This is a genomic window from Gammaproteobacteria bacterium (genome assembly GCA_019911805.1).
Classification (GTDB): domain Bacteria; phylum Pseudomonadota; class Gammaproteobacteria; order Thiohalobacterales; family Thiohalobacteraceae; genus JAHJQQ01.
In genome coordinates, this window is the sequence record JAIOJV010000004.1 from 1 (window position 1) to 20,472 (window position 20,472).

The 20,472-nt window shown below is 62.5% G+C and carries 24 protein-coding genes; 2 read left to right on the forward strand and 22 right to left on the reverse strand.

The features are described 5' to 3' along the window. On the forward strand, nucleotides 1-201 hold a 201-nt coding region (locus K8I04_00055), incomplete at its 5' end, for a hypothetical protein (GenBank protein ID MBZ0070112.1). Between the two features lie 45 nt (nucleotides 202-246). Here the strand turns inward: K8I04_00055 and K8I04_00060 are convergent. From K8I04_00060 to pncC, 4 genes are all read right to left on the reverse strand, one after another. Next, nucleotides 247-753: a recombination regulator RecX gene (locus K8I04_00060; protein MBZ0070113.1), complete on the reverse strand. Its 507-nt coding sequence runs from the start codon at nucleotides 751-753 to the stop codon at nucleotides 247-249. After that, entirely contained in the window at nucleotides 713-1,756 is a 1,044-nt protein-coding gene (gene recA / locus K8I04_00065) for a recombinase RecA (protein MBZ0070114.1), read from the reverse strand. Before recA ends, K8I04_00060 begins: the two co-directional genes overlap by 41 nt. Nucleotides 1,757-1,973: 217 nt before the next feature. Then, the gene (gene thpR / locus K8I04_00070; protein ID MBZ0070115.1) at nucleotides 1,974-2,552 is read right to left on the reverse strand and encodes an RNA 2',3'-cyclic phosphodiesterase; all 579 of its coding nucleotides are present in this window, start codon (nucleotides 2,550-2,552) and stop codon (nucleotides 1,974-1,976) included. Next, nucleotides 2,539-3,048, reverse strand: a complete 510-nt coding sequence (gene pncC / locus K8I04_00075; protein MBZ0070116.1) for a nicotinamide-nucleotide amidase — start codon at nucleotides 3,046-3,048, stop codon at nucleotides 2,539-2,541. Before pncC ends, thpR begins: the two co-directional genes overlap by 14 nt. 645 nt (nucleotides 3,049-3,693) lie before the next feature. Between pncC and K8I04_00080 the strand changes: the two genes are divergently transcribed. Further along, entirely contained in the window at nucleotides 3,694-3,987 is a 294-nt protein-coding gene (locus K8I04_00080) for a hypothetical protein (protein MBZ0070117.1), read from the forward strand. Nucleotides 3,988-4,305: 318 nt separating this feature from the next. Here the strand turns inward: K8I04_00080 and K8I04_00085 are convergent, their stop codons facing one another. The 18 genes from K8I04_00085 to K8I04_00170 form a co-directional block, all read right to left on the reverse strand. After that, nucleotides 4,306-5,358: a DMT family transporter gene (locus tag K8I04_00085; protein ID MBZ0070118.1), complete on the reverse strand. Its 1,053-nt coding sequence runs from the start codon at nucleotides 5,356-5,358 to the stop codon at nucleotides 4,306-4,308. 63 nt (nucleotides 5,359-5,421) lie between these two features. Further along, entirely contained in the window at nucleotides 5,422-5,754 is a 333-nt protein-coding gene (locus tag K8I04_00090; protein MBZ0070119.1) for a YnfA family protein, read from the reverse strand. Nucleotides 5,755-5,811: 57 nt separating this feature from the next. After that, a complete protein-coding gene (locus tag K8I04_00095) occupies nucleotides 5,812-6,177 on the reverse strand; it encodes a hypothetical protein (GenBank protein ID MBZ0070120.1) in 366 nt (121 codons plus the stop codon). Nucleotides 6,178-6,299: 122 nt separating this feature from the next. After that, nucleotides 6,300-6,608: a DUF3240 family protein gene (locus tag K8I04_00100; protein MBZ0070121.1), complete on the reverse strand. Its 309-nt coding sequence runs from the start codon at nucleotides 6,606-6,608 to the stop codon at nucleotides 6,300-6,302. Continuing rightward, nucleotides 6,605-9,697 carry a CusA/CzcA family heavy metal efflux RND transporter gene (locus tag K8I04_00105; protein MBZ0070122.1) on the reverse strand — a complete coding sequence of 1,031 codons (3,093 nt, stop codon included), beginning with the start codon at nucleotides 9,695-9,697 and terminating at the stop codon, nucleotides 6,605-6,607. Before K8I04_00105 ends, K8I04_00100 begins: the two co-directional genes overlap by 4 nt. A gap of 3 nt (nucleotides 9,698-9,700) precedes the next feature. Beyond that, nucleotides 9,701-10,801 (reverse strand): efflux RND transporter periplasmic adaptor subunit, encoded by a 1,101-nt coding sequence (locus tag K8I04_00110; protein ID MBZ0070123.1) that lies wholly within the window; start codon nucleotides 10,799-10,801, stop codon nucleotides 9,701-9,703. Beyond that, nucleotides 10,794-12,179, reverse strand: a complete 1,386-nt coding sequence (locus K8I04_00115; GenBank protein ID MBZ0070124.1) for a TolC family protein — start codon at nucleotides 12,177-12,179, stop codon at nucleotides 10,794-10,796. The genes K8I04_00110 and K8I04_00115 overlap by 8 nt, the downstream gene beginning before the upstream one ends. 48 nt (nucleotides 12,180-12,227) lie before the next feature. Continuing rightward, on the reverse strand, nucleotides 12,228-12,707 hold the full coding sequence (locus K8I04_00120; GenBank protein MBZ0070125.1) for a hypothetical protein: 480 nt from the start codon (nucleotides 12,705-12,707) through the stop codon (nucleotides 12,228-12,230). 106 nt (nucleotides 12,708-12,813) lie between these two features. After that, on the reverse strand, nucleotides 12,814-13,794 hold the full coding sequence (dmeF, locus tag K8I04_00125; protein ID MBZ0070126.1) for a CDF family Co(II)/Ni(II) efflux transporter DmeF: 981 nt from the start codon (nucleotides 13,792-13,794) through the stop codon (nucleotides 12,814-12,816). A gap of 68 nt (nucleotides 13,795-13,862) precedes the next feature. Beyond that, entirely contained in the window at nucleotides 13,863-14,141 is a 279-nt protein-coding gene (locus tag K8I04_00130) for a metal/formaldehyde-sensitive transcriptional repressor (protein ID MBZ0070127.1), read from the reverse strand. A 374-nt stretch (nucleotides 14,142-14,515) separates the two neighbouring features. Further along, nucleotides 14,516-15,484 (reverse strand): MucB/RseB C-terminal domain-containing protein, encoded by a 969-nt coding sequence (locus tag K8I04_00135; protein MBZ0070128.1) that lies wholly within the window; start codon nucleotides 15,482-15,484, stop codon nucleotides 14,516-14,518. 284 nt (nucleotides 15,485-15,768) lie between these two features. Beyond that, nucleotides 15,769-18,123 (reverse strand): cadmium-translocating P-type ATPase, encoded by a 2,355-nt coding sequence (gene cadA / locus K8I04_00140; GenBank protein MBZ0070129.1) that lies wholly within the window; start codon nucleotides 18,121-18,123, stop codon nucleotides 15,769-15,771. Continuing rightward, nucleotides 18,120-18,293, reverse strand: coding sequence for a hypothetical protein (locus K8I04_00145; GenBank protein MBZ0070130.1), 174 nt, complete (start codon nucleotides 18,291-18,293; stop codon nucleotides 18,120-18,122). Before K8I04_00145 ends, cadA begins: the two co-directional genes overlap by 4 nt. Nucleotides 18,294-18,385: 92 nt before the next feature. Then, entirely contained in the window at nucleotides 18,386-18,691 is a 306-nt protein-coding gene (locus K8I04_00150) for a PepSY domain-containing protein (protein ID MBZ0070131.1), read from the reverse strand. Between the two features lie 12 nt (nucleotides 18,692-18,703). Then, nucleotides 18,704-18,850, reverse strand: coding sequence for a hypothetical protein (locus tag K8I04_00155; protein ID MBZ0070132.1), 147 nt, complete (start codon nucleotides 18,848-18,850; stop codon nucleotides 18,704-18,706). Then, nucleotides 18,840-19,058: a DUF6316 family protein gene (locus K8I04_00160; protein MBZ0070133.1), complete on the reverse strand. Its 219-nt coding sequence runs from the start codon at nucleotides 19,056-19,058 to the stop codon at nucleotides 18,840-18,842. The genes K8I04_00155 and K8I04_00160 overlap by 11 nt, the downstream gene beginning before the upstream one ends. 132 nt (nucleotides 19,059-19,190) lie before the next feature. Then, entirely contained in the window at nucleotides 19,191-19,595 is a 405-nt protein-coding gene (locus tag K8I04_00165) for a DUF302 domain-containing protein (GenBank protein ID MBZ0070134.1), read from the reverse strand. Between the two features lie 555 nt (nucleotides 19,596-20,150). Next, nucleotides 20,151-20,471 (reverse strand): P-II family nitrogen regulator, encoded by a 321-nt coding sequence (locus K8I04_00170; GenBank protein ID MBZ0070135.1) that lies wholly within the window; start codon nucleotides 20,469-20,471, stop codon nucleotides 20,151-20,153. Between the last annotated feature and the right edge of the window lies 1 nt (nucleotide 20,472).

A 20,472-nucleotide genomic window follows, 5' to 3' on the forward strand; every position in this document is an offset into this window, starting at 1 on the left:
TATCAGGGGTTTCCAGGGGATGTTCGGGAAGTACGGTTGCAACACTGGAGGCACGAAAGGCGCACGCAGGGAAAATTCTGCCACAGAAAATATGGACAAAGTCCTTTTGGCCACGGAATCCACGGAACGACACGGAAAAAGAATCATTGGATAAAGCCCGAAAATCAAACCGCGGCTGATGATCCTGGGTTTACCGCTTGAATTTTTTCCGTGTCGTTCCGTGGATTCCGTGGCCAAAAAAGGATTTCACTCCTCCCCCGCGCCCAGGCGCCCGAACAGGGCGTGGATGTCTGCCAGGGAAAAGCCACGCTGCTGGAGGAAGCGCATCTGGCGGGCGCGCTCGCGGTAGTCCACCGGCAGATGCCCGGTGTACTTCCTGCGCCAGACGTCGTCGATCCGGGGCGTGCCCGCGGCGGGCTGCGCCGCGAGGGCCGCTTCGATCAGTTCGTCCTCGATGCCGCGTTCACGCAGTTCCGCGCGGATGCGCTGCGGGCCGTAGCCGCGCCCGCTGCGCACGCGCACGTAGGCCTCGACATAGCGTTCATCCGACTGCAGCCGCTGGGCGGCGAGCCGGTCGAGCAGCGTATCCACCGCCTCGGCCGAATGACCGCGGGTCGTGAGCTTCTGCCGGAGTTCGGCGCGGCTATGTTCGCGCCGCGCCAGCAGGCCGACCGCCGTCCGTTCCAGGGATTGCGGATCGGCAACGCCGTTCTCAGGCCTCTTCCAGCTCTTCCTCACGCTCGCTGCCTTCATCCGCGACCACCGGCTGCATCATCAGTTCGGCACGGATACGGCCCTCGATCTCCTGCATGATGGTCGGATTGTCCTTCAGGAACTGACGTGCATTGTCCTTACCCTGACCGATGCGATCACTGTTGTAGCTGTACCAGGCACCGGCCTTGTCGACGATGCCGGCCTTCACGCCCAGGTCGATGATCTCGCCGGCGCGGGAGATGCCTTCGCCGTAGAGAATCTCGAACTCGGCCTGCTTGAATGGCGGCGCAACCTTGTTCTTGACGACCTTCACGCGGGTCTCGTTGCCGATGACCTCGTCGCCCTTCTTGATGGCGCCGGTACGGCGGATATCCATGCGCACCGAGGCGTAGAACTTGAGTGCGTTACCGCCGGTGGTGGTCTCGGGGTTGCCGAACATGACGCCGATCTTCATACGGATCTGGTTGATGAAGATGACCATGGTGTTGGAGCGTTTGATGTTGGCGGTGAGCTTGCGCAGCGCCTGGGACATCAGGCGCGCGTGCAGGCCCATGTGCGAGTCGCCCATCTCGCCCTCGATCTCCGCCTTCGGGGTGAGCGCGGCCACCGAGTCGACCACCACCACGTCGACGGCACCGGAGCGCACCAGCATGTCCGTGATCTCCAGGGCCTGCTCGCCGGTGTCGGGCTGCGAGACCAGCAGGTCGTCGACATTGACCCCGAGCTTGGCCGCATAGCCCGGGTCGAGCGCGTGTTCGGCGTCGACGAAGGCGGCGGTGCCGCCCTTCTTCTGCGCCTCGGCGATGACCTGCAGCGTGAGTGTGGTCTTGCCGGAGGATTCCGGTCCGTAGATCTCGATGACGCGGCCGCGCGGCAACCCGCCGATACCGAGTGCCAGATCCAGGCTCAGCGAGCCAGTGGAGATCACATCGATGTCGCGCACCGAGCCGACATCGCCCATGCGCATCACGGCACCCTTGCCGAATTGTTTTTCGATCTGGCTGAGCGCCGCACCCAAGGCCTTGCGTTTGTTGTCGTCCATTGTCCTGTATCCCCCTGCTGGATAGGTCTGTTCACGACCGGTCCGTGGTCGCGGAATGAAGTGATCGGGTCGGGCCGGGATTATCCCACGGGCCCCGCCCCGGGGACCACCGCGCCCCGCCGGCGCCGCTGGGTTGGACCCCTGAACTCAGAGAAACGAATCGAGTTGAGAGCGCCATCGGTGCCGCTCGGGGCGTGCTGCGGCAGATACTGGTGTTTTATACAGTACTCGATGAGGCGGTGCAACCCCCCGGCGCCGGGGCCCGGAGCGGCCAGCGGGCGAGCACGCGGTAGACGCTGCCCCCGTCCCCGGCAACCGATTCCACCAGGCAGAAGTCCGCGGCCGTCCAGACGATGGGCGGGATCTCGCGGCGTTGAGGGCCGGCAGAGGCCTTCCGCACCAGCGTGACATGGGCCTGATAGGGGCGTTGCTCGGGCGCATAGCCGCAGCCGCTCAGCCCGGTGGTGAGGCGCGCGACCAGAGCGCGCAGCGCCGCTGGCGTGACACCGGTGCCCGCCCAGACGACGCGCGGCCGCGGCCAGTAGCCGAGCCGGTCCAGGGTCAGGGTGAACGGCGCGGCCTCGACCGCGGCCGCGGCAATCTCCATACAGGCACGCTGCTCCGCCGTGACCGTGCCGACGAAGGCCAGCGTCAAGTGCAGGTTGCCGGCCGGCACGCACCGGCCGGTGCGGGGCGGCTCGTCCTCCAGCACTCCCGCCAGGGCCGCGCGCACCGCCCCGTCCGGCCACAGGGCGAAGAACAGGCGCTGCGGCGCGGCGACCTCAGCCGGCGGCATCGATCAAGCCCTGCAGGGCGTGCGCGACGGCCTGCCGGCGTACCGCCTCGCGGTCACCGGTGAACTGACGACACTCCGAGCGTACCGCCGCCGATCCACTGCCGCGGGCCCAGGCGAACCAAACCAGCCCGACCGGCTTATCGGGGGTACCGCCGCCGGGGCCGGCGATGCCGCTGATGGCACAGCTGAACTGTGCCCGGCTGCGTACCAGCGCACCGCTCGCCATGGCCTCGACCGTCGCCGCGCTGACTGCGCCGTGCCCGGTCAGCACCTCGGCGTCCACGCCGAGCAGGTCCTGCTTGGAGGCATTGGTATAGGTGACGAAGCCGCGCTCGAACCACTGCGAGCTGCCCGCGATGTCGGTCAGCACCTTGGCCACCCAGCCACCGGTACAGGACTCCGCGGTCGCGACCCTCTGCCCGGACGCGCGCAGGCGTTCACCCAGCAGCCGGGCGAGTCTCGTCAGGTCGTCATCACTGTAGCCCTGCCGATGCATCCGTCCTCCTGGTGTGCGCGGAGCGTCTATGTCCAACGGCAGCCGCAAGATAGCGCCTTGGTAGCAGAGCCGTGCACCGGCTGCAAGGGCGCGCGGCGGCCGGGCCTGCCACCGGACGCGGCTGCGCAGAGGCGGCCGGCAGCCCTCAGTAGGATCTCCAGAGGCCTTTGGGTACACTCCTGCCCGATGTCCGCGCCCCCACCAGAAACCGCCCTGCACACGCCCATGATGCACAGGTGTTTTATCATTGTTTAACAAAGATATTTTTAAGATAAACAGCATAAAAGCTACACTACAGGTTACAGTTTTTCAGCTCCTTGCTTCGTAGTGTGTTTTTTTGTTGTAACAAATTGTTTTATTTAACTTAGTTTTGATCGCCCATTGCCGATTACTCCTGTCGCGCAGGTGTTACACCATTGTTTAACTAGGATAATTTTAGGAACACAGCGAAAAAGCTACACTATACCCGGCCAGTGACCTTGCTCCCACCGGTTCCGGCCGGTGCGGTACCCGACGAAGCTTGCGGCCTCCGCGAACCAGCTTTTCGCCGTCAAAGAGGTGGATCGCGCCGGCTTTATCCGTTCGTGTAACCAGCCTGGAACGCACCCTGGTGGACGTCCTGGACCGCCCTGACCTGGGCGGCGGATGGGGGAGATCTGGCGCTCGCTGGAGATGGTGGAGTTCTTCGACCTGGACGTGGTGATCAAGTACACCCTGCTGCTCGAGAATGCGACCACGGCAGCCAAGGTGGGCTTCTTCCTGGAGCAGCACAAGGAGGCCTTGATGGTGGAAGTTTCGCACCTGGAGTCCCTGCGCGCGTACCGGCCGCGCAAGCCGCACTACCTGGTGCGCGGCTACCGCGGGGGGCGGCTCGTTTCCGAGTGGAACCTGGTGGTGCCGCTGGAGGTGCTCGAGCGCTCCTGGCAGGAGGTCGTGTGAGGATTTCGTCGAAGAGGCTGCGCCGCGAGGCTGAGGCAACAGGATTTCGCCCCGAAGTGCTCGAGAAGGTCATTCACCTGCTCAACCTGTTGGAAGCTCTCCGCAGTCATCCGTTCCTCAAGGACCGCCTGGTACCCGAGGCCGGAGTCGTGCTCTTTGGCTTATCAATTAGGTAACAAGCCTTGGCGTAGGCGTAATAGTGGCCTAATTGATAAGCAAATCGGCTCCTCGTCGAGCTGGTTATTGGCGAACAATACCCCTGAGCCGGCTTTTGGTGTTGCTAACCTGGATGTTCCTCTGGAGCAGCGTTCTTTGCTGTCAGTGCCGATGTCGGTGATGAAGGTCCGGATAATGTGGGTGGGAATGCACCAGCGGCGTATGCTCATGAGGATGGGTGTGTGGCTCGGTACCGTCGTAGGCTTCGTCGTGCTCATGTTGATGATGTTCATCGTGGCGATGGGCATGGCTGTGGACCAGCCGTTCGTGGCGGTGAAGATGATCATGGCGCTCTGTGATATGCAACCATACCCCAATCGCCATCAACGACGCCGCCACCCAGAACATGCTGCCGGGACGCTCAGATAGGATGACCAGTGCCGTGGCCGCGCCAAAGAAGGGGGCGACCGAGAAATAAGCCCCGGTCCGCGCTGTCCCTAGGTTGCGCAGCGCCCAGACGAACAGGCTCAGACTCACTCCATACCCCAGGAAGCCGACGCCGAGCGCTGCGAGCAATACCGGCGGTGGGGCGGGTTCCCAGCCCGTGGTCGCAGCCAGCCCGAGGTTGATGCAACCCGCCACCAGTCCCTTGATGCCGGCAACCTGGAGTGGGTCACTGCCTGAGACGCGCTGCGTAAGATTGTTGTCCACGGCCCAGCCCAGACAGGCCGCCATCACGGCCAAGGCACCAAGAGGTAAACCACCTAGGGATGCGCCTTCCCAGGACAGCAGGACTCCAGCCGCTACGATCAGAGAAAAACCGGTAGCGATACGCCGGTCCACATTCTCATGGAACACGAACCATGCGAGCAGCGCGGTGAACACCCCCTCGAAATTGAGCAGGAGCGAGGCGGCAGACCCCGTGGTCCGCTCAAGTCCGAGCATCAACAAAACGGGTGCAATGACACCGCCCGCGAGAATCGCCCCGGCCATCCAGCCCCAGTCGGTGCGTGCCAGGGGAGCCTCCCTGTATTCGACGTCGGCACGGGTTCGTTGCCGCAGCCACCGCCAGCCCAGCAAGCCGACACCCGACCCGAAATACAGCAGCCCCGCCAGTGCCAGCGGTGATACCTCGGCGAGCAGAACCTTGGCGAGGGGTGTACTGATCCCAAAGAGCACTGCGGAAAACAAAGCCGCTACGATACCCCTATTCATTTCCATACTTGTTGGTCCACTAAACCACTCGGCCCTGTTCCCCGCGCCATCATTTGCAAGGCATCAGGTATACCTCGGTCCGAACATGATGATTGCCATCCCCAACAGGCAGACTGCGACACCTACTACATCGGTGACTGTAGGAGGCACGGAATCGACAACCCAGAGCCAGAGCAACGCAATACTGACATAGACTCCACCGTAAGCGGCATACACGCGGCCGGCTGCTTGTGGATGGAGCGTTAATAGCCATGCAAACAACGCCAGGCTAAATGCGGCCGGTAGCAGTATCCAGGCATTGTACCCCTGCCGTAGCCAAAGATACGGCAAATAGCAACCGACTATCTCAGCAATCGCGGTAATTGCAAATAACCCAAATATTTTGAACAATTCCAAGCGCAGATCTCCGGATGCCAAAACTGTATCGATGAGCGCGACAACATCATCCATGCATCACTTCGCTGTATTTACGTCCCTCCACGGAGATTTCGCCGCATCGGACTCATCTGACCAGGAATCGTGGTGAATGACACGAACCGTCCTTATGTCCGACGGCACAGCAGGAATCTCGATATGGAACTTCGCGATACGGGATTTAACGCTCATGCGCCTATAACCAATCGTCGCCTCTTTGAATGCCGCACCGTCCGAGGCGATCAGTTCAATATGTAAATGTCCGGGTATGGGCCCGCGGCTCGGGAATCGGCGTTGCAGTTCTCCCCGTAACACCATTGCCGTTCCCGAAGTCTTCAGGTAGGCGCGGGTGATGTGTGCACTACCCGAATCAACACGCTCGATTGCCACATCCTCTTCTTTCACAAGACTCGTGTTCCTCGCGCATCCAGAAAGAACTACAATCCAGGCCAGACTCCCAGTCACGACGAGGGATCGAATCATTGGATTAAGGTTCATACACGTTGCTCCATTTTCGGTTATCTCAGTCACAGGCGCCCTTCTTCTTCCACTGGCGTCACCCAGTAGACACCATGACCCGTCACGTTGTTTTCCGCCAGACGAAGCGCCTCCAGTACGACACCCACATCCGCGTCATCAAGCAGGATATCCACCCGCACTCGCGGCGTGTAGCCGACCACTTTGTCCCGCGCGGACAGAAACGGATCGCTTTCCACCTGCGCACCATGCCCTTCCACATGGCAAAAGGTAAAGCCCGATACCTGTCTCAGATTCCGTAGCTGGTCGGCCAGTTCCTGCTGGGTATTGGCGTGAACGATGAGCGTCAGAAGCTTCATACTTGTGTCTCCATTGCAGGTTGCGCCAGGCGTCGTTCAGCCCGGCCTTCCATCCAGGCATACAGGGTGGGTAGCAACACCAGGGTGAGCAGGGTCGACGTAAACAGTCCGCCGATCACCACCACCGCCAATGGCCGCTGCAGTTCGGAGCCCGGGCCGGTCGCCGCCAACAGCGGTACCAGACCCAAACTAGCGATCAACGCGGTCATGAGCACCGGGCGCAACCTGCGTTCGGCACCTTCCTGCACCGCCTGGAGCAGCGTTCGACCGGCTTCACGCAGTTGGTTGAAGTAGGTCACCATCACCACACCGTTGAGCACCGCCACACCAAACAGGGTGATGAAGCCCACGGATGCCGGTACCGACAGATACAGACCGGACAGGTACAGGCTGATCACGCCGCCGATCATGGCGAAGGGGATGTTGAGTATGATCAGGCCCGCCTGACGCAGGGAACGAAAGGTAGTAAACAGCATGACGAAGATCAGAGCGACGGCGACCGGCACCACCAGCGCCAGGCGGGCGCCGGCGCGCTGCTGGTTCTCGAACTGGCCACCATAGGTGACGTAATAACCCGGTGGCAGTTGCAGCTCGCGTTCCAATGCGGCGCGTACGTCGTCGACGAACCCCACCACATCGCGGCCTTCGACGTTGGCCTGCACCACCACCTGGCGCTTGGCCGATTCGCGGGTGATCGCCACCGGCCCATCCACTTCACGCAGCCTGGCCAGGCTGCTCAAGAGGATCTTTTCGCCCGTCGGTGTTTCCACCTTTAGCGCACCGAGATCTGCCGGGGACGTACGCGCGTTTTCCGGATAGCGCAACAGCACACCTACCCGGTAGTTGCCCTGGATCACCTCGGTGACCACACGACCACCGACCGCAATCTCTACCAGCCGATTGATGTCCTCGACATTGATCCCGAAGCGAGCGATGGCCTGGGGATCGATCTCGACCTGCAGATAGGTCTGACCGGACAGTGGGGCGCGAAACACATCGACGGCACCGGGAACGTTGTTGACCAGCGTTTCGATCTGCCTGGACTTTTCCTCCAGCACCTGAAGATCGTCGCCATACAACTTGATGGCCATCGCGGCACGCACGCCGGTCAGCATCTCCGAGACCCGCATGTCGATGGGCTGGGTGAAGGCGTAGTCGATGCCCACGAAACCATCGAGCTTCTGGCGCAGATGTTCCTGGAATTCATCCAGGCCCACCGTCCACTGGTCGCGCGGTTTGGTAATGAGGAAGTTGTCGGTCTGGTACAGGCCCATGGGATCCATGCGCAGTTCGTCGGCACCGGTGCGCGACACCACGCCGATGACCTCGGGCAGTTCCATCATGGCCTTCTGATAGGGCTCATCGAGCGCCAGCGAGCGCTCCAGTGAAATACTGGGCAGCTTTTCGATGATGACCACGGTGGTGCCTTCGTCCATGACCGGCATGAACTCCTTGCCAATCAGAGGAAACAGCAGCGCGGTGCCCAAGAGCAGTGCCAAGGCCCCGCTCACGGCCGTCTTGCGGTTATGCAGCGCCCAGCGCATGACCGGCACATAGCCGTGCTTCAACACCTTCAACACCCGACTATCTTCCTCGGCGCCGCCCCGCATCAACAGGCTGGCGAACACCGGAATGACCGTCAGCGACAGGAGCAACGAGCCGATGAGCGCGAAGGCAATGGTCACCGCCAGCGGCGTGAACATCTTGCCCTCCAGCCCGGACAGGCTGAACAGGGGCAGAAACACCACGATAATGATCAGCACGGCGGAGATCACCGGTGTCGCCACCTCCAGCGCCGCGCGGTAGACCAGGTGCAGACGATCGACCCCCCTGGGCGCATGGCTGAGTTGCGTATGGATGTTCTCGACCACCACCACCGCGGCATCCACCAGGATGCCGATGGCGATCGCCAGCCCGCCGAGCGACATGAGATTGGCGCTGACGCCGAACAGGCGCATCATAACGAAGGTGAACAGCACCGACAGCGGCAGGATCAGCGCGACGGTCAAAGCGGCGCGCAGGTTGCCGAGCATGACGATCAACACCAGCAACACCAGAACCACGGCTTCGCCCAGCGCTTTTTCCACGGTCCATACGGCCTGGGTCACCAGCTCGGTGCGGTCATAGAAAGGCACAATGCGAACACCTTCGGGCAACGCCGTCTTCAGTGCCTCCAGTTCACGTTTCACACCATCGACGGTGGTGCGGCTGTTGGCACCCTTGCGCAGCAGCGCCAGGCCGGTCACCACCTCGCCTTCGCCATCGGCGGTGACTGCGCCGTAGCGGGTCAGGGAGTTGATGCGGACCTTGGCCATGTCACCGATGTGCAGCGGAATCCCATTACGCGTGGCGACCGTGATACTCCGAATGTCCTCCTGATTCTGAAGTTGTCCCACGGTGCGCACCAGCAGCACTTCGTCGTTACGGTTGATACGATCCCCGCCGGCGTTGCGGTTGTTGTTCTCCAGTGCGGTTTCCAGATCATTGATCGACAGGCCGTGGGCCAACAACGCCTCGGGATCGGCCACGACTTCGAACACCTTGACCTCGCCACCCAGTGAATTGACATCCGCCACCCCCTCTACCGTGCGCAGGCGCGGGCGGATGACCCAGTCCTGGATACGGCGCAGCTCCCGGTTGTCGTAGCCTTTACCCTCGATCCGGTACATATACCCTTCGCCCAGCGGCGTGGTGATGGGGCCCAGCCCGCCCTCCACACCGGCGGGCAGCTCACCCCAGACCTGGTTGAGGCGTTCGGCCACCTGCTGGCGCGCCCAGTAGATGTCGGTGCCATCTTCGAAGTCGATGATGATGGAACTCAGGGCATACTTGGTGGTGGAGCGCAACACGGTCTGGCGTGGCAGGCCCTGCATCTCCGCTTCGATGGGAAAAGTGATACGGCTTTCCACCTCGGTGGGCGAGAGGCCCGGCGCCTTGACGATCACCTGCACCTGGGGCGAGGCAATATCGGGGAAGGCATCGATGGGCAGGGTGCGGAACGCCCATATCCCAGCGGCGGTCAGTGCAACGGCCAGCAGCAGGATCATCAGCCGCTGGACCAGGGAGAATCGAATCAGCGCGGCAATCATGACTTACTCGCCTCCCTGGTACTGCCAGTGCGATTTCAGCTCGGCCACGCCGCCGCTGACGATCTCGGTGTCGGCCGCGATACCACCGCGCACCGCAATCCAGTCGCCCGCCTCCGTGCCGATTTCGATCGGAACCGGCTTGAAACGCCGGGGACCCATCACCTCGAACAGGTAGGCCTGCTCGCCGACCCGGAACGCCGCGCTGGCGGGTACCATCAAGCCCCGATAGGCGATCCCGGTCAGCGTCACGGCGGCGTACATGCCCGGCCGCAAGACGCCGTCCGGGTTGTCGACCACGATCCGACCGCCCAGGGTCTGGCTTTGACGCTCCACTTCACCCCCCAAGGACTGCAGCCGCCCGCGGTATTCACGTCCGGGGCTGGCCTCGACCTGGATCAGGACTTCCGCTCCCAGCTTGATCTGGGGCAGGCTGGCCACCGGGATTCGCACCTCGGCCCACAGGCTGGAAAGGTCGTCCACATGAAAGGCGACCTGCCCGGCACTGACCAGTTGCCCCGATTCGATCTCGACGCCGGTGACCATGCCATCGATCGGACTGGTCAGCTCGAACACCGCCAGGCGGTCCGGTTTTTGCGCCAGCGCCTGTATCTGGTCGTCCGACAATCCGGCCAGCGACAACAGGCGGCGCCGGGCATCCAGGGTGGCGCGGGCGCTCTTGAATTCACTGTCCACCGTGAGCCAGCGGCTTTCCGCTACGATGCCGTCCTTCCACAAGCCTTCGATGCGGGTGCGCTCGGCGCGCGCCAGCTCGAAGCGGGCCAACGCCTCCAGGTAACCCGCCTGCGCCTGGCCCAGGCTATTGCTACGCAACCGGGCCAGCACCTGTCCCTTTTGCACCGCTTCGTTGTCCACTGCCAGCAGTTCGGTCACCATGCCGTCCACCACAGGTGTGACACGATGGCTCTTGCGCCGGTCGGCCGTGAGGGTGGCGGTCAGATTCAAGCGCGGCTTCAGCTCGCGGGCAGTCACGGTGGTGGTGGTGAGCTGTGCATTGGCCAGCTGCTCCTGGGTCAGTTCAAGTTCAGCGGCCGGCGCCAGCGCCGGGATCAGCAGCAAAAACAGCGTTACTAATGGCTTATTCATCTTGGGTATCCTGTTCAGTGGAGACAACGACGCGTCCGGCGGCCAGGCGCAGATCCGCGGCCTCCAGCCATGCCTCTTGCAGCAGTTCCAGATAGCGTTCATGTGCATCGAAATAAGTATTGTTGGCATCGATCAACGAGAGTATCTCCACCTCGCCGCTGGCATACGCCTTGCGCGTCAGATCGAATACGCGTTGCGCGGGCTGAAACACCCGCGTGCGGTAGTGCTCGCCCTGCAGAAGCAGATACTTCAGGCGCACATAGCTCTGCTGCAAACGACTGTTCAAGTCCCGTTCCAGTGCCTGCCGTTCCGACTGGATCTCGATCACTTGTGCCCGGGCTTCGCCGATGCGTCCGCTGTTGCGATCCCACAACGGCACGGTGAGACCGATACCGATGCCGGTGACGTCCTGGCGACGTCCGTTGAGGAAGTCTCTTTCACGAAACAGGCGTAGGCTGGGATCGGGCAGGCGCTCGGCACGTGCCAGATTTACATCCGATTGGGCGGCCTCAACCCGGTGTCTCGCGGCCAGCATCGCCGGATGATCTGCCAGACCGGCCTGTAACTGATCCAGCACGGGCATGGGGCCGAACGGTTGAAGGGACGTCAATTGCGGCATCGACTCGACGGATAGCCCCAGGTAGGCACGGAACCGGCTCAGTGCTTCGTTGTAGGCGCCTTCCGCCTTGTCCAATCCTTGTTGCGCGGCCTCCCGGATCAGATCCAGGCGCAGCCGTTCAAGGTCGGAGAGCTCCCCGGCCTGTGCGCGGCGGCGCCCGATGTTCTGCAGGTCATCTGCGAGTTGCAGGCGTTGCTCCGCCAGGCGCAAGCGCTCCGCCGCCAGCTGCAAGCTGTGATAACGCTGCGCCACCTGTGTTTCCAGGCGTACCCGTTGATTGCGGCGTTCGGCACGGGCAGCATCCAGCGCCGAGCCGGCGACGGCTTGCTGGTATCCGAGACGGCCGCTCAGCGGTAGCGGTTGGCTGATCGCAAACTGGGTAAAATCAGTGCCTCCCGTGCCCGCATCTTTACCGATCTTGTCGTCGGCACGCAGCTCGATCTGCGGGTTCGGCCACACGCCTGCTTGTTGCAGGGCACCTTGCCGGGCGCTGACCGCCGCCTGTGCGCCGCGTGTTTCCGGCGCAATCTCGACAACACGCCGGATACTGTCTTCCAGCGTCCACAGGCCCTGCGGTTGACCCAGGGCCGACATCGGCGCAGTACAAGACAGCAGGAACCACAGCGCCACTGCTCGCCCGTTTTTTCGGCGTCTTAAGTAGAATACATTGAACATTACCCGCTCCTGGCGCGGTGTCAGTGACGCGACACGCGCAGAAAAGTCTTGGAAACAAAAAAGCCATGCGGCATTGCCCGGCACAGACCTGAACCTGGTCTGTGTAAGCAAAACCACCGAAAAGGAAAAGACTTAGAGCGGGGGCGCGCGCAGGGGTGGCCGTAAACTAAATGGCCAGGATAGCGGGAGAATACGTCGATCAGGACGCCACGATACTTGAGAAGCAGGACGACGCGACAGAAGCATGATCACTGCTGCAAACAAGGCGATGACCAAAGAACTTAGGGGCAGTTTCTTCAGGAACCCATCTTGGGAAAGATCGATTTGAGCGACCTCGTCAGGGTGATGCTGCCCCGTGCCAACCGTGTCGAAGTGCGCTTGTTCCTGATGGGTATGATCCGAAGTGGCCGAATCGTGGTTATAAGTATGCACGTGCAATCGCACTCCCTGGACGAACACCAGGGCGATAGCCAGGTAGGCTACCCAGAGGACTTTCTTGAATGTATCCGATTGCGATCGATGCATGACGATGAAGAATATCAATTGTTGTGGATAATTGGCAATGGCTTGTAGATCGATTTTCCTTGCTAATTCAAGCGCCCACCAACCCATCGCCTCGCCCCTGTTACAGGATTACCGGGAAGCAGACAATGAAACGCGTCCGGCATACGCCAGCCGCTTTCGTGAGCCCCATTCCGAACAACCCTGGACTGCCTTCTCACACATAAATCGGCTGACCAACAACATCAGGACAATAATGAACTTCGATGGTCGAGTGAACAATTTCCTCATGCACCGATAGCCGTTCCCGAACGGCAGCAGGCCTTAACGTCGCATCATGGGTGACGAGTGTCATGGCACAGGAGTACACCCGCTTGCCCACCCGCCAGACGTGCAGATCCGTGAGGCGCGTATCACCGGCATCGCTGCCGGTTTCGACCGCCTCACGGATCTCGTCCACCACCGGGTGATCCATCTCACGGTCCAGCAGTACTTTGCTGGTTTCGGCAATAAGCCCCTTGGCCCACACTGCGACCAACACCGCGCCGACGATACCCATCACCGGGTCGAGCCAGGACCAGCCATAGATCCATCCGCCGACCAGCGCCACAATGGCGAGTACGGAGGTCGCGGCGTCGGCAATGACGTGCAGGTACGCCGATTTCAAATTCAAGTCATGGTGGTGCCCATGGTCATGGTGAGGGTCATGCCCATGTGAATGCCCGTGCCCGTGATCATGATGATGGGCCTTGCCAAGGATCATCGCGCAGACGACATTGACGACCAGCCCGAGGACGGCGATCACGATCGCTTCCTGGTACTGGATCGGCTGTGGCGAGACGATCCGCTCCGCCGATCCGACCACCATCATGACCGCAACGCCTAGCAGGAAAATCGCACTGGCGAAGCCAGCCAGCACCTCGATCTTCCAGGTGCCGAAGGCAAAGCGCGGATCCTTCGCGTACCGGCGTGCCGTCGCGTAGGCCATCGCGGAAAGACCGATGGCCAATGCATGGGAACTCATGTGCCAACCGTCGGCGAGCAACGCCATCGAGTTGAACCACCAGCCGGCGGCGATCTCGATCACCATCATCACTGCGGTGATCCACATCACGGCGCGCGTGCTGCGTTCTGCGACATCGCTGCCGGCATCAAAGACATGGTCGTGCGTCCATGCGGACAGGTTTTCGGTATGCATGGTGGTTCTCCTCGGGAATTGGGCGTTCGAAGCGCTCCGACCAAGACCACTCATTCGGGGCACTTCTGCTACTTGAGGTAAGAGCGAAGCACGTGGATCAACTCGTCGGCGCCTTGACTGCGTTCCGCGTCACTCACGATCTCCGGATCGGCGATGTGCGTTCTGATGTGATCCTCGAGCACTTCCGCCATCAATCCATTGATCGCGCCACGCACCGCGGCGATCTGATGCAAGACCTCGGCACAACCCTTTTCCGCTTCGAGCGCCCGCTCCAGGGCTTCTACTTGACCCCGAATGCGGCGCACGCGGCCCAGCAGTTTGGACTTCTGGCGGACGGTGTGGCTCATAACCGCACGTTCCTCATATAGTATAGGGGGGTAGGGTATCATGCGCGCTACTGTTGCGCCACTCGCACTTGCCAGTTATTTCCACCTTTTGCTTCGCTTCGATTGCAATCCGCTTCCGCACACACCCAGCCCGCCACTTGAATCATCACGCGCACTAGCTGCGATTGCCAATGATTCGCATGTCAAGCTGTTCTCGGATACAAGACCAATTTGGTGTCAACGGTTTGCGCCAACAGTCACATACGTGGAGCCCCTGAGAACGAAGTGCTGTTACGCTGATATTCCAGATTCAGACAAGACCTCGCCGGCCCCCATGGCGCGTGCACCCGACGTACCCGATTCGATGTCTCTGGTTTGCGACGACTCGTATAACGCTACCTGATGTGGATTGACCGCCCGATTATTTCCACCGTCTTGCGCGGCACATCACCGACCAACGTCACGTAATACCCGCCGAGCATGGTGGCGTAGACGTTGAGTGCACCCTGGTGGGTCATGCCGCCGTAGTCGTCCCGGCCACTCGAGGGTTCGATATAGACGGACACGCTGGCCAAACCATCGCTATACATCCACTGCTCCCCAACCGATTCAGTTGCAGAGCGCTGGTATTGGCCATGATCGGTCAGCATAAATCCCGGCGGTAACTGAGAGATCTGCCACCGTGAAGCATTCGCGCTGTTGCCGGACTCCGGCTTATGTTCCGGCGTACGCCACCGGGAAAAACCACCGTGTTCGAGTTCAGGCTGCAGAGTCCGAGCGTCGATATGCGCCGGGAAATCGAGTTTGGTGAACATCATCTGTTCGATCACCCTGCCATCCGGATCGACCAAATCGGAGCGCAACCACAGGTAACGTGCTTCATCAATACAGTACCGGCGTGCATAGCGCATCCCGTCGAGCGGTGTTACCGATACGACGCGGCAGCCCCGGTCGGCGACACGATCCCTGCCTCCGACTTCGAAACGGTAATACTTTCCCGTTTCCTTCCATTCTCGCGGAAAATCCACCTGAAACGGTGTACCCGGATGAACTGTCTGCACGTGTACCGTATTGCGGTCGCCCAGGATACAGACGATTGTGCGGCCGTCACGCAGCACCTCCCGGCGCGCCCCTGTCAATGACCACAGGCGCTCCCGCTCGCCGCCTTCATCGCCGGCGTGCACGATATTCAGACTCGCCAGCTTCCCCTGATGCTGGTACACGAAAGTGCCCGTGTAGTTGATCGACTGCGCAGCCCTCGACATGCGGGCCAGCCATTGGAGGGCCTCGCTGTCGGCCTGGAGTGTGGCGGATGCCCCGAACAATACCAGCGCCAGCCATCCTGTATAGCCGCTACCTGTCATGACGCCTGTCTGCTTGCACAAATCCGTTTCCCGGACCAAATGGCGGATTTGCGGCGGGGCGCATCTCTCGCCTCGAAGATCCTGGCGTGTACCGTGCCGGCAGACCATCACCCGCAGCGCATTGTTCGCACTCCCGGTTCGGCGCGTGTCTGGCCTACCGCATCATCCCGGCCGGTACGCACACTCCCTGAGACCAGCTACCGAGCCGGATAGTTCACTCCCTGCCCCCTTGTGGCTCGAAGATGTCACCGCCGGCACCGTTTCCGGCTGGCCCGCGCCCTGTTTTATGACCGCCGATTCACGCCGGCATCGGGCCGCGCCCGGTACCCCAGCAGGCGCAGCGCATTGAAGACCACCACCAGCGTCGAGCCCTCGTGAATGATCACCGCCGGGCCGATGCCGGCCAGCCCAGTCAGGGTGGCGGGAATGAGTACAGCAACCACACCCAGCGACAGCCACAGGTTCTGGCGGATGATACGCCGGGCGGCGCGCGACAGTCCGACCGCAAACGGTAGCGTGTTCAAATCGTCGGCCATCAGGGCCACGTCGGCGGTCTCCAGGGCCACGTCAGTGCCTGCGCCACCCATGGCAATACCGACCGTGGCGCGCGCCAGCGCGGGCGCATCGTTGACGCCATCACCGACCATGGCGACCTGACCATGACGCCGCAGCAGCTCGTCCACGGCGCTGACCTTGTCCTCCGGCAACAAGCCGGCGCGCACCTCGTCCAGACCAACGGCATTGCCAATGGCCTGACCTACCCGTTCGTTGTCACCGGTAAGCATGATGGTCTTGCGGATGCCCAAGGCACGCAGGCGATCGAGCATGGCACGCGCATCGTCACGCGGGGTATCAGCCAGCGCCACTACGCCGAGGAACCGCTCACCGGCCTGCACCACCATGGTGGTCTTGCCCTCGGCCTCCAGCCGGGTGACGGCGGTGCGCACGTCGGCGGGAACCGTCTCGTCGCGGAACAGCTTGAGGTTGCCGATGGCGACCGTCTCGCCGTTGAGCGGCGCCCGCACGCCCTTGCCGGTCACGGACTCCAGATCGCCCGCGTCCGGCCAGCGCAGGTCCCGGGCCTGTGCAGCTTTGACGATGGCTTTGGCCAGTGGGTGACCGCTGCGGCTTTCCACGGCCGCGGCGGTTTCAAGTAACGCGTTCTCCTCGACATCGAAAGGCACGATGTCGGTCACCACCGGTTCGCCGCGGGTGATGGTGCCGGTCTTGTCGAAGGCGATGGCGCGCAAGGTGCCGAGATTTTCCAGGTGGGCGCCGCCCTTGACGAGCACGCCGCCGCGCGCGGCACGCGCCACGCCGGAGAGCACCGCCGCCGGGGTGGCGATGGCCAGCGCGCAGGGCGAAGCGGCCACCAGCACCGCCATGGCCCGATAGAACGACTCGGCGAACGGAAGGCCGAACAGCGGTGGCAGGGCGATGAGCAGTCCCGCGCCGATGAGCACCACCGGCACGAAGATGCGCTCGAAGCGGTCGGTGAAACGCTGGGTGGGCGAACGCTGAGCACCGGCCTCGGCGACCATCTTCACCATGCGGCTCAGCGTGCTTTCCCGGGCCAGGCGGGTGACGCGGATCGCCAGCGTCGCCTCGCCGTTGACGGTGCCGGCGAACACCGGGGCGCCCGCCTGCTTGTCCACGGGCATGGACTCGCCGGTGATGGGTGCCTGATCGACGGCGGAGCTGCCGGTCAGCACCTCGCCGTCACTGGGGATGCGCTGGCCGGGCTTGACGATGATCCGGTCGTCGCGCTGCAGTTCCTCCACTGGCACTTCCACCTCGCCACCGTCACGCTCTACCAGCGCGGTCCGGGGCGCCAGGTCGGACAGCGCCTCGATGGCGCGGCGGGCGCGGTCCATGGCCCGGTGCTCCAGCGCATGCCCCAGACTGAACAGAAACAATAGCAGCGCCCCTTCGGCCCAGGCGCCGAGCGCGGCGGCGCCGGCGGCGGCGACGATCATCAGGGTGTCGATGTCGAAGCGGCCCTGGCGCAGGCTCTGCCAGGCATCGCGCAGGGCGAACCAACCGCCCGTCGCATAGGCGCCAATGAACAGACCGAGGGAGACCGTGGGCGGTGTGGTCGTGAACCCCAGTAGCCAGCCGGCCAGCAACAACAGGCCGGCGCCCAGACTCAGGATCAACTCACGGTGTTCGGCCCAGCCGCCATGCGCATGCTCGTTTTCGACGACACCGTAACCCAGTGCCCGGATGCGTTGCACCACAGCATCGAGAGAAGTCTTCCCGGTATCGAACTCCAGGCGCAGCCGTTCAGCGCCGTAACTGACGGCCGCCTCCAGCACACCGTCCATGCGCCCGAGCGCGTGCTCGATCACGGTGGCGCAGGTGGTACAGTCCATGCCATCGATACGCAGACTTTCATGATGATAACGGTTGGCGATGCGGGCGCCGGCGGCCTGCACCAGGCTGCGCACCTGGCTGACGCTGAACCGCTCGGGATCGTAGTGCAGGCACAGGCGCGCCGTGTCGTCCTCGCGCACTAGATGGGCCTTCTCCAGGCCTTCGGCCTCCAGTAATTCGGTGAGGCGCCCGACACAGGCATCCTGTTCGTCCGGCAACTCGGTCAGGACCAACGCCAGATCCAGTAAGATCTTGTGCCGGCTCATGGCGAGGTTATCCGCACGGACTGCCCGCAAACCGGCCCCCGCGCCTGCGGCGGCAGATAGTCGTCGCTGTCATCACGGTAACCACCGTGGTGGCCGTAGCGACGCTTGCCGTGATGGCCGGCATAGTCACCGCCCATCCAACCGCGCAGCAGATGCTTGAAAAACGACATGCCATTACCTCCTTATCACTATGTAGGAACAGGCCGGTCCCGGCTAGGGGCCCGGTCTCGCTCCTGTGCACCAACGCGATGGCGCTTGCCCTTCAGTCAGCACCGGGATCGGCCGCGAGGGGCCTGCCGGTCTGCGCATCGAAGCGCAGCGTGCGCACCGTGCCGTCGTTGCCGATCCATTCGATCTCGTAGACATAACCATCCGCACCCTTCTCCAGCTCGGTTTCGAGCAGGCACCCCGGATAGCGTGCGCGCACCGCTTCCAGGATCTGTGTCAAGGGGACGATCGCGCCCGCCTGGCGCAGCGCCCGGACGCGGTCGTGATCGGCATGCGCGAGCGCCGTACACGACAATGCGAGCACGGCGGCCGTAACGATCATCCCCATCCGGCGCCTCATGACGTCATCCTTTCAATGGCCGAGGAGATAGCGGTTCACCACCCAGTACTTGACCGCTGCCAACAACCCCGTAAAAACCACGATCAGCGTCACTACGAACAGGGTGCGCCGCACGCGCCACTTCGCAGTCGTGGACCGTAATCGATCACTACCCACCATCCAGCCCATCCGCTCCGTCTTCGTTCCTCGGGCGAGACAATGCCTCCCGTCGGTCAAGGAAGTCCGCGAGCGCCTGCTCGGCCAGGCTCCGTGTGAGATACGGCCCGTGCGACGACCCTTCACGGACTTCGAAATACCAGCCGCCGGCTGCGCCGGCGGGAACGTCGACATGAAACACGCGCTGGTCGCGGAACCGTGCTCGGCTCATGGTCTTACCTCCCCATCTATGCGGGTCCGCGCCCGGCGCTGTGCCCTTGCACCGGTCTCGCAGTCCGGGGTACTCCACCTGTGCGACCTATGGATGACGGATAGCGGCACGAACATACCCCGGCAGATCACCTCAACGCGCATCCGCCGTTGCCGCTAGCACCTTGTCCAGTCGCTGCCGTACGTCTTGGGCCAGCGCGTGCACCGCGGGGTTGTCCACCAGATCGAGCACGGCCGCCGGATCCATACACTCCACGTGCACGGTGCCGTTGTCTTCCTGCCTGACCACCACGTTGCACGGCAACAGCAGTCCGATCGACGGCTCGGCGGTGAGCGCCTGGTGCGCCAGCGGTGGATTGCAGGCGCCGAGGATGCGGTAGGGCGGCATGTCCTCGCCGAGTTTCTGTTTCAGGGTTGCCTGCACGTCGATGTCGGTGAGCACGCCGAAACCTTCTTTTTTGAGTGCATCGGTGACGACATCGATCGCATGCTCGAAGTCCATGGGTACCGTTTTGCCAAAGCCATATTTCCTTGTCATGGGTAATGCCTCGCTATATTGCGTTACGTTTAACGTGTGTCTCTGTCCGCTGTCTGTGACCCTGGGTTCAGCGGCTCGACCAGGTGCCCTCAACGCGCGTCACCCGCCGTATGATGAATTACGCGCACGGTGCTTCCCGGCAACGGCCGTTCCGGCAGGCTCATCCGGAATGTCAGTCAACGGCTGCCTCCGGCGGCGATTTGCACGGGCTGCAGTGCGCTATTCGCAATAGCGATTCGCTGACCGTCGCGACTGATCACCTCGAGATCCACGTGCCCAGGTTGGTCGGCGGGCCATTCCTTATGGCGGATGACCTCGCCGGTCGCCCATGTTTCCCAGGTATTTGCCCGCACGTCGGCCCACCACACCCGACCGGCTTGCGATGAGACCTTCTCGATTGTGACCGTTTGTTCGTCTGTCAGGCTGGTGGGGCCGCCTACGCACCCGACAGTCCCCACCAACACCACAACCCACAGGGCATCACGCAGCCATGGCGACGCAGTGCGATCGACGGCGCACGACCCAAAGGGATGATGGGTGTCTGCCTTCACGGCCTCAGTGACCCCCGATCGGCAACGCCGCCTGGATCTCGCTGATGTAGATCCAGCCCGCCTCGGGCTGGCCGGTACGCCCCTCCTCCTGAATGATCCGCACCGCCTCGGCGGTGCGGTTCTCATCCTCACAGACCAGCTCCAGCTTCACCTCGGTGATCACCTTGTCGCCGAGCTCCAGCGAATACTCCTGCTCCTGCGCATCGAGAGCCTTGAGCATGCCCTTGACGTCGATTACCGACAGATTGCGATAACCCGCCCCATTTAGGGCACGCACCACGTCGGCGACACGGTTACGATGAATAAATGCCTTGATCTCTTTCACG

What these genes read in the sequence shown, in the direction of transcription:
- K8I04_00135 (MBZ0070128.1), bottom strand. Translation starts at nt 15,484, where the DNA reads ATGACAGGTAGCGGCTATACAGGATGGCTGGCGCTGGTATTGTTCGGG.
- cadA (MBZ0070129.1), bottom strand. Translation starts at nt 18,123, where the DNA reads ATGAGCCGGCACAAGATCTTACTGGATCTGGCGTTGGTCCTGACCGAG.
- K8I04_00120 (MBZ0070125.1), bottom strand. Translation starts at nt 12,707, where the DNA reads ATGGGTTGGTGGGCGCTTGAATTAGCAAGGAAAATCGATCTACAAGCC.
- K8I04_00160 (MBZ0070133.1), bottom strand. Translation starts at nt 19,058, where the DNA reads ATGAGCCGAGCACGGTTCCGCGACCAGCGCGTGTTTCATGTCGACGTT.
- dmeF (MBZ0070126.1), bottom strand. Translation starts at nt 13,794, where the DNA reads ATGCATACCGAAAACCTGTCCGCATGGACGCACGACCATGTCTTTGAT.
- K8I04_00080 (MBZ0070117.1), top strand. Translation starts at nt 3,694, where the DNA reads ATGGGGGAGATCTGGCGCTCGCTGGAGATGGTGGAGTTCTTCGACCTG.
- recA (MBZ0070114.1), bottom strand. Translation starts at nt 1,756, where the DNA reads ATGGACGACAACAAACGCAAGGCCTTGGGTGCGGCGCTCAGCCAGATC.
- K8I04_00145 (MBZ0070130.1), bottom strand. Translation starts at nt 18,293, where the DNA reads ATGTCGTTTTTCAAGCATCTGCTGCGCGGTTGGATGGGCGGTGACTAT.
- K8I04_00100 (MBZ0070121.1), bottom strand. Translation starts at nt 6,608, where the DNA reads ATGAAGCTTCTGACGCTCATCGTTCACGCCAATACCCAGCAGGAACTG.
- K8I04_00105 (MBZ0070122.1), bottom strand. Translation starts at nt 9,697, where the DNA reads ATGATTGCCGCGCTGATTCGATTCTCCCTGGTCCAGCGGCTGATGATC.
- thpR (MBZ0070115.1), bottom strand. Translation starts at nt 2,552, where the DNA reads ATGCCGCCGGCTGAGGTCGCCGCGCCGCAGCGCCTGTTCTTCGCCCTG.
- K8I04_00060 (MBZ0070113.1), bottom strand. Translation starts at nt 753, where the DNA reads ATGAAGGCAGCGAGCGTGAGGAAGAGCTGGAAGAGGCCTGAGAACGGC.
- K8I04_00155 (MBZ0070132.1), bottom strand. Translation starts at nt 18,850, where the DNA reads ATGGTGGGTAGTGATCGATTACGGTCCACGACTGCGAAGTGGCGCGTG.
- K8I04_00130 (MBZ0070127.1), bottom strand. Translation starts at nt 14,141, where the DNA reads ATGAGCCACACCGTCCGCCAGAAGTCCAAACTGCTGGGCCGCGTGCGC.
- K8I04_00165 (MBZ0070134.1), bottom strand. Translation starts at nt 19,595, where the DNA reads ATGACAAGGAAATATGGCTTTGGCAAAACGGTACCCATGGACTTCGAG.
- K8I04_00150 (MBZ0070131.1), bottom strand. Translation starts at nt 18,691, where the DNA reads ATGAGGCGCCGGATGGGGATGATCGTTACGGCCGCCGTGCTCGCATTG.
- K8I04_00110 (MBZ0070123.1), bottom strand. Translation starts at nt 10,801, where the DNA reads ATGAATAAGCCATTAGTAACGCTGTTTTTGCTGCTGATCCCGGCGCTG.
- pncC (MBZ0070116.1), bottom strand. Translation starts at nt 3,048, where the DNA reads ATGCATCGGCAGGGCTACAGTGATGACGACCTGACGAGACTCGCCCGG.
- K8I04_00085 (MBZ0070118.1), bottom strand. Translation starts at nt 5,358, where the DNA reads ATGAATAGGGGTATCGTAGCGGCTTTGTTTTCCGCAGTGCTCTTTGGG.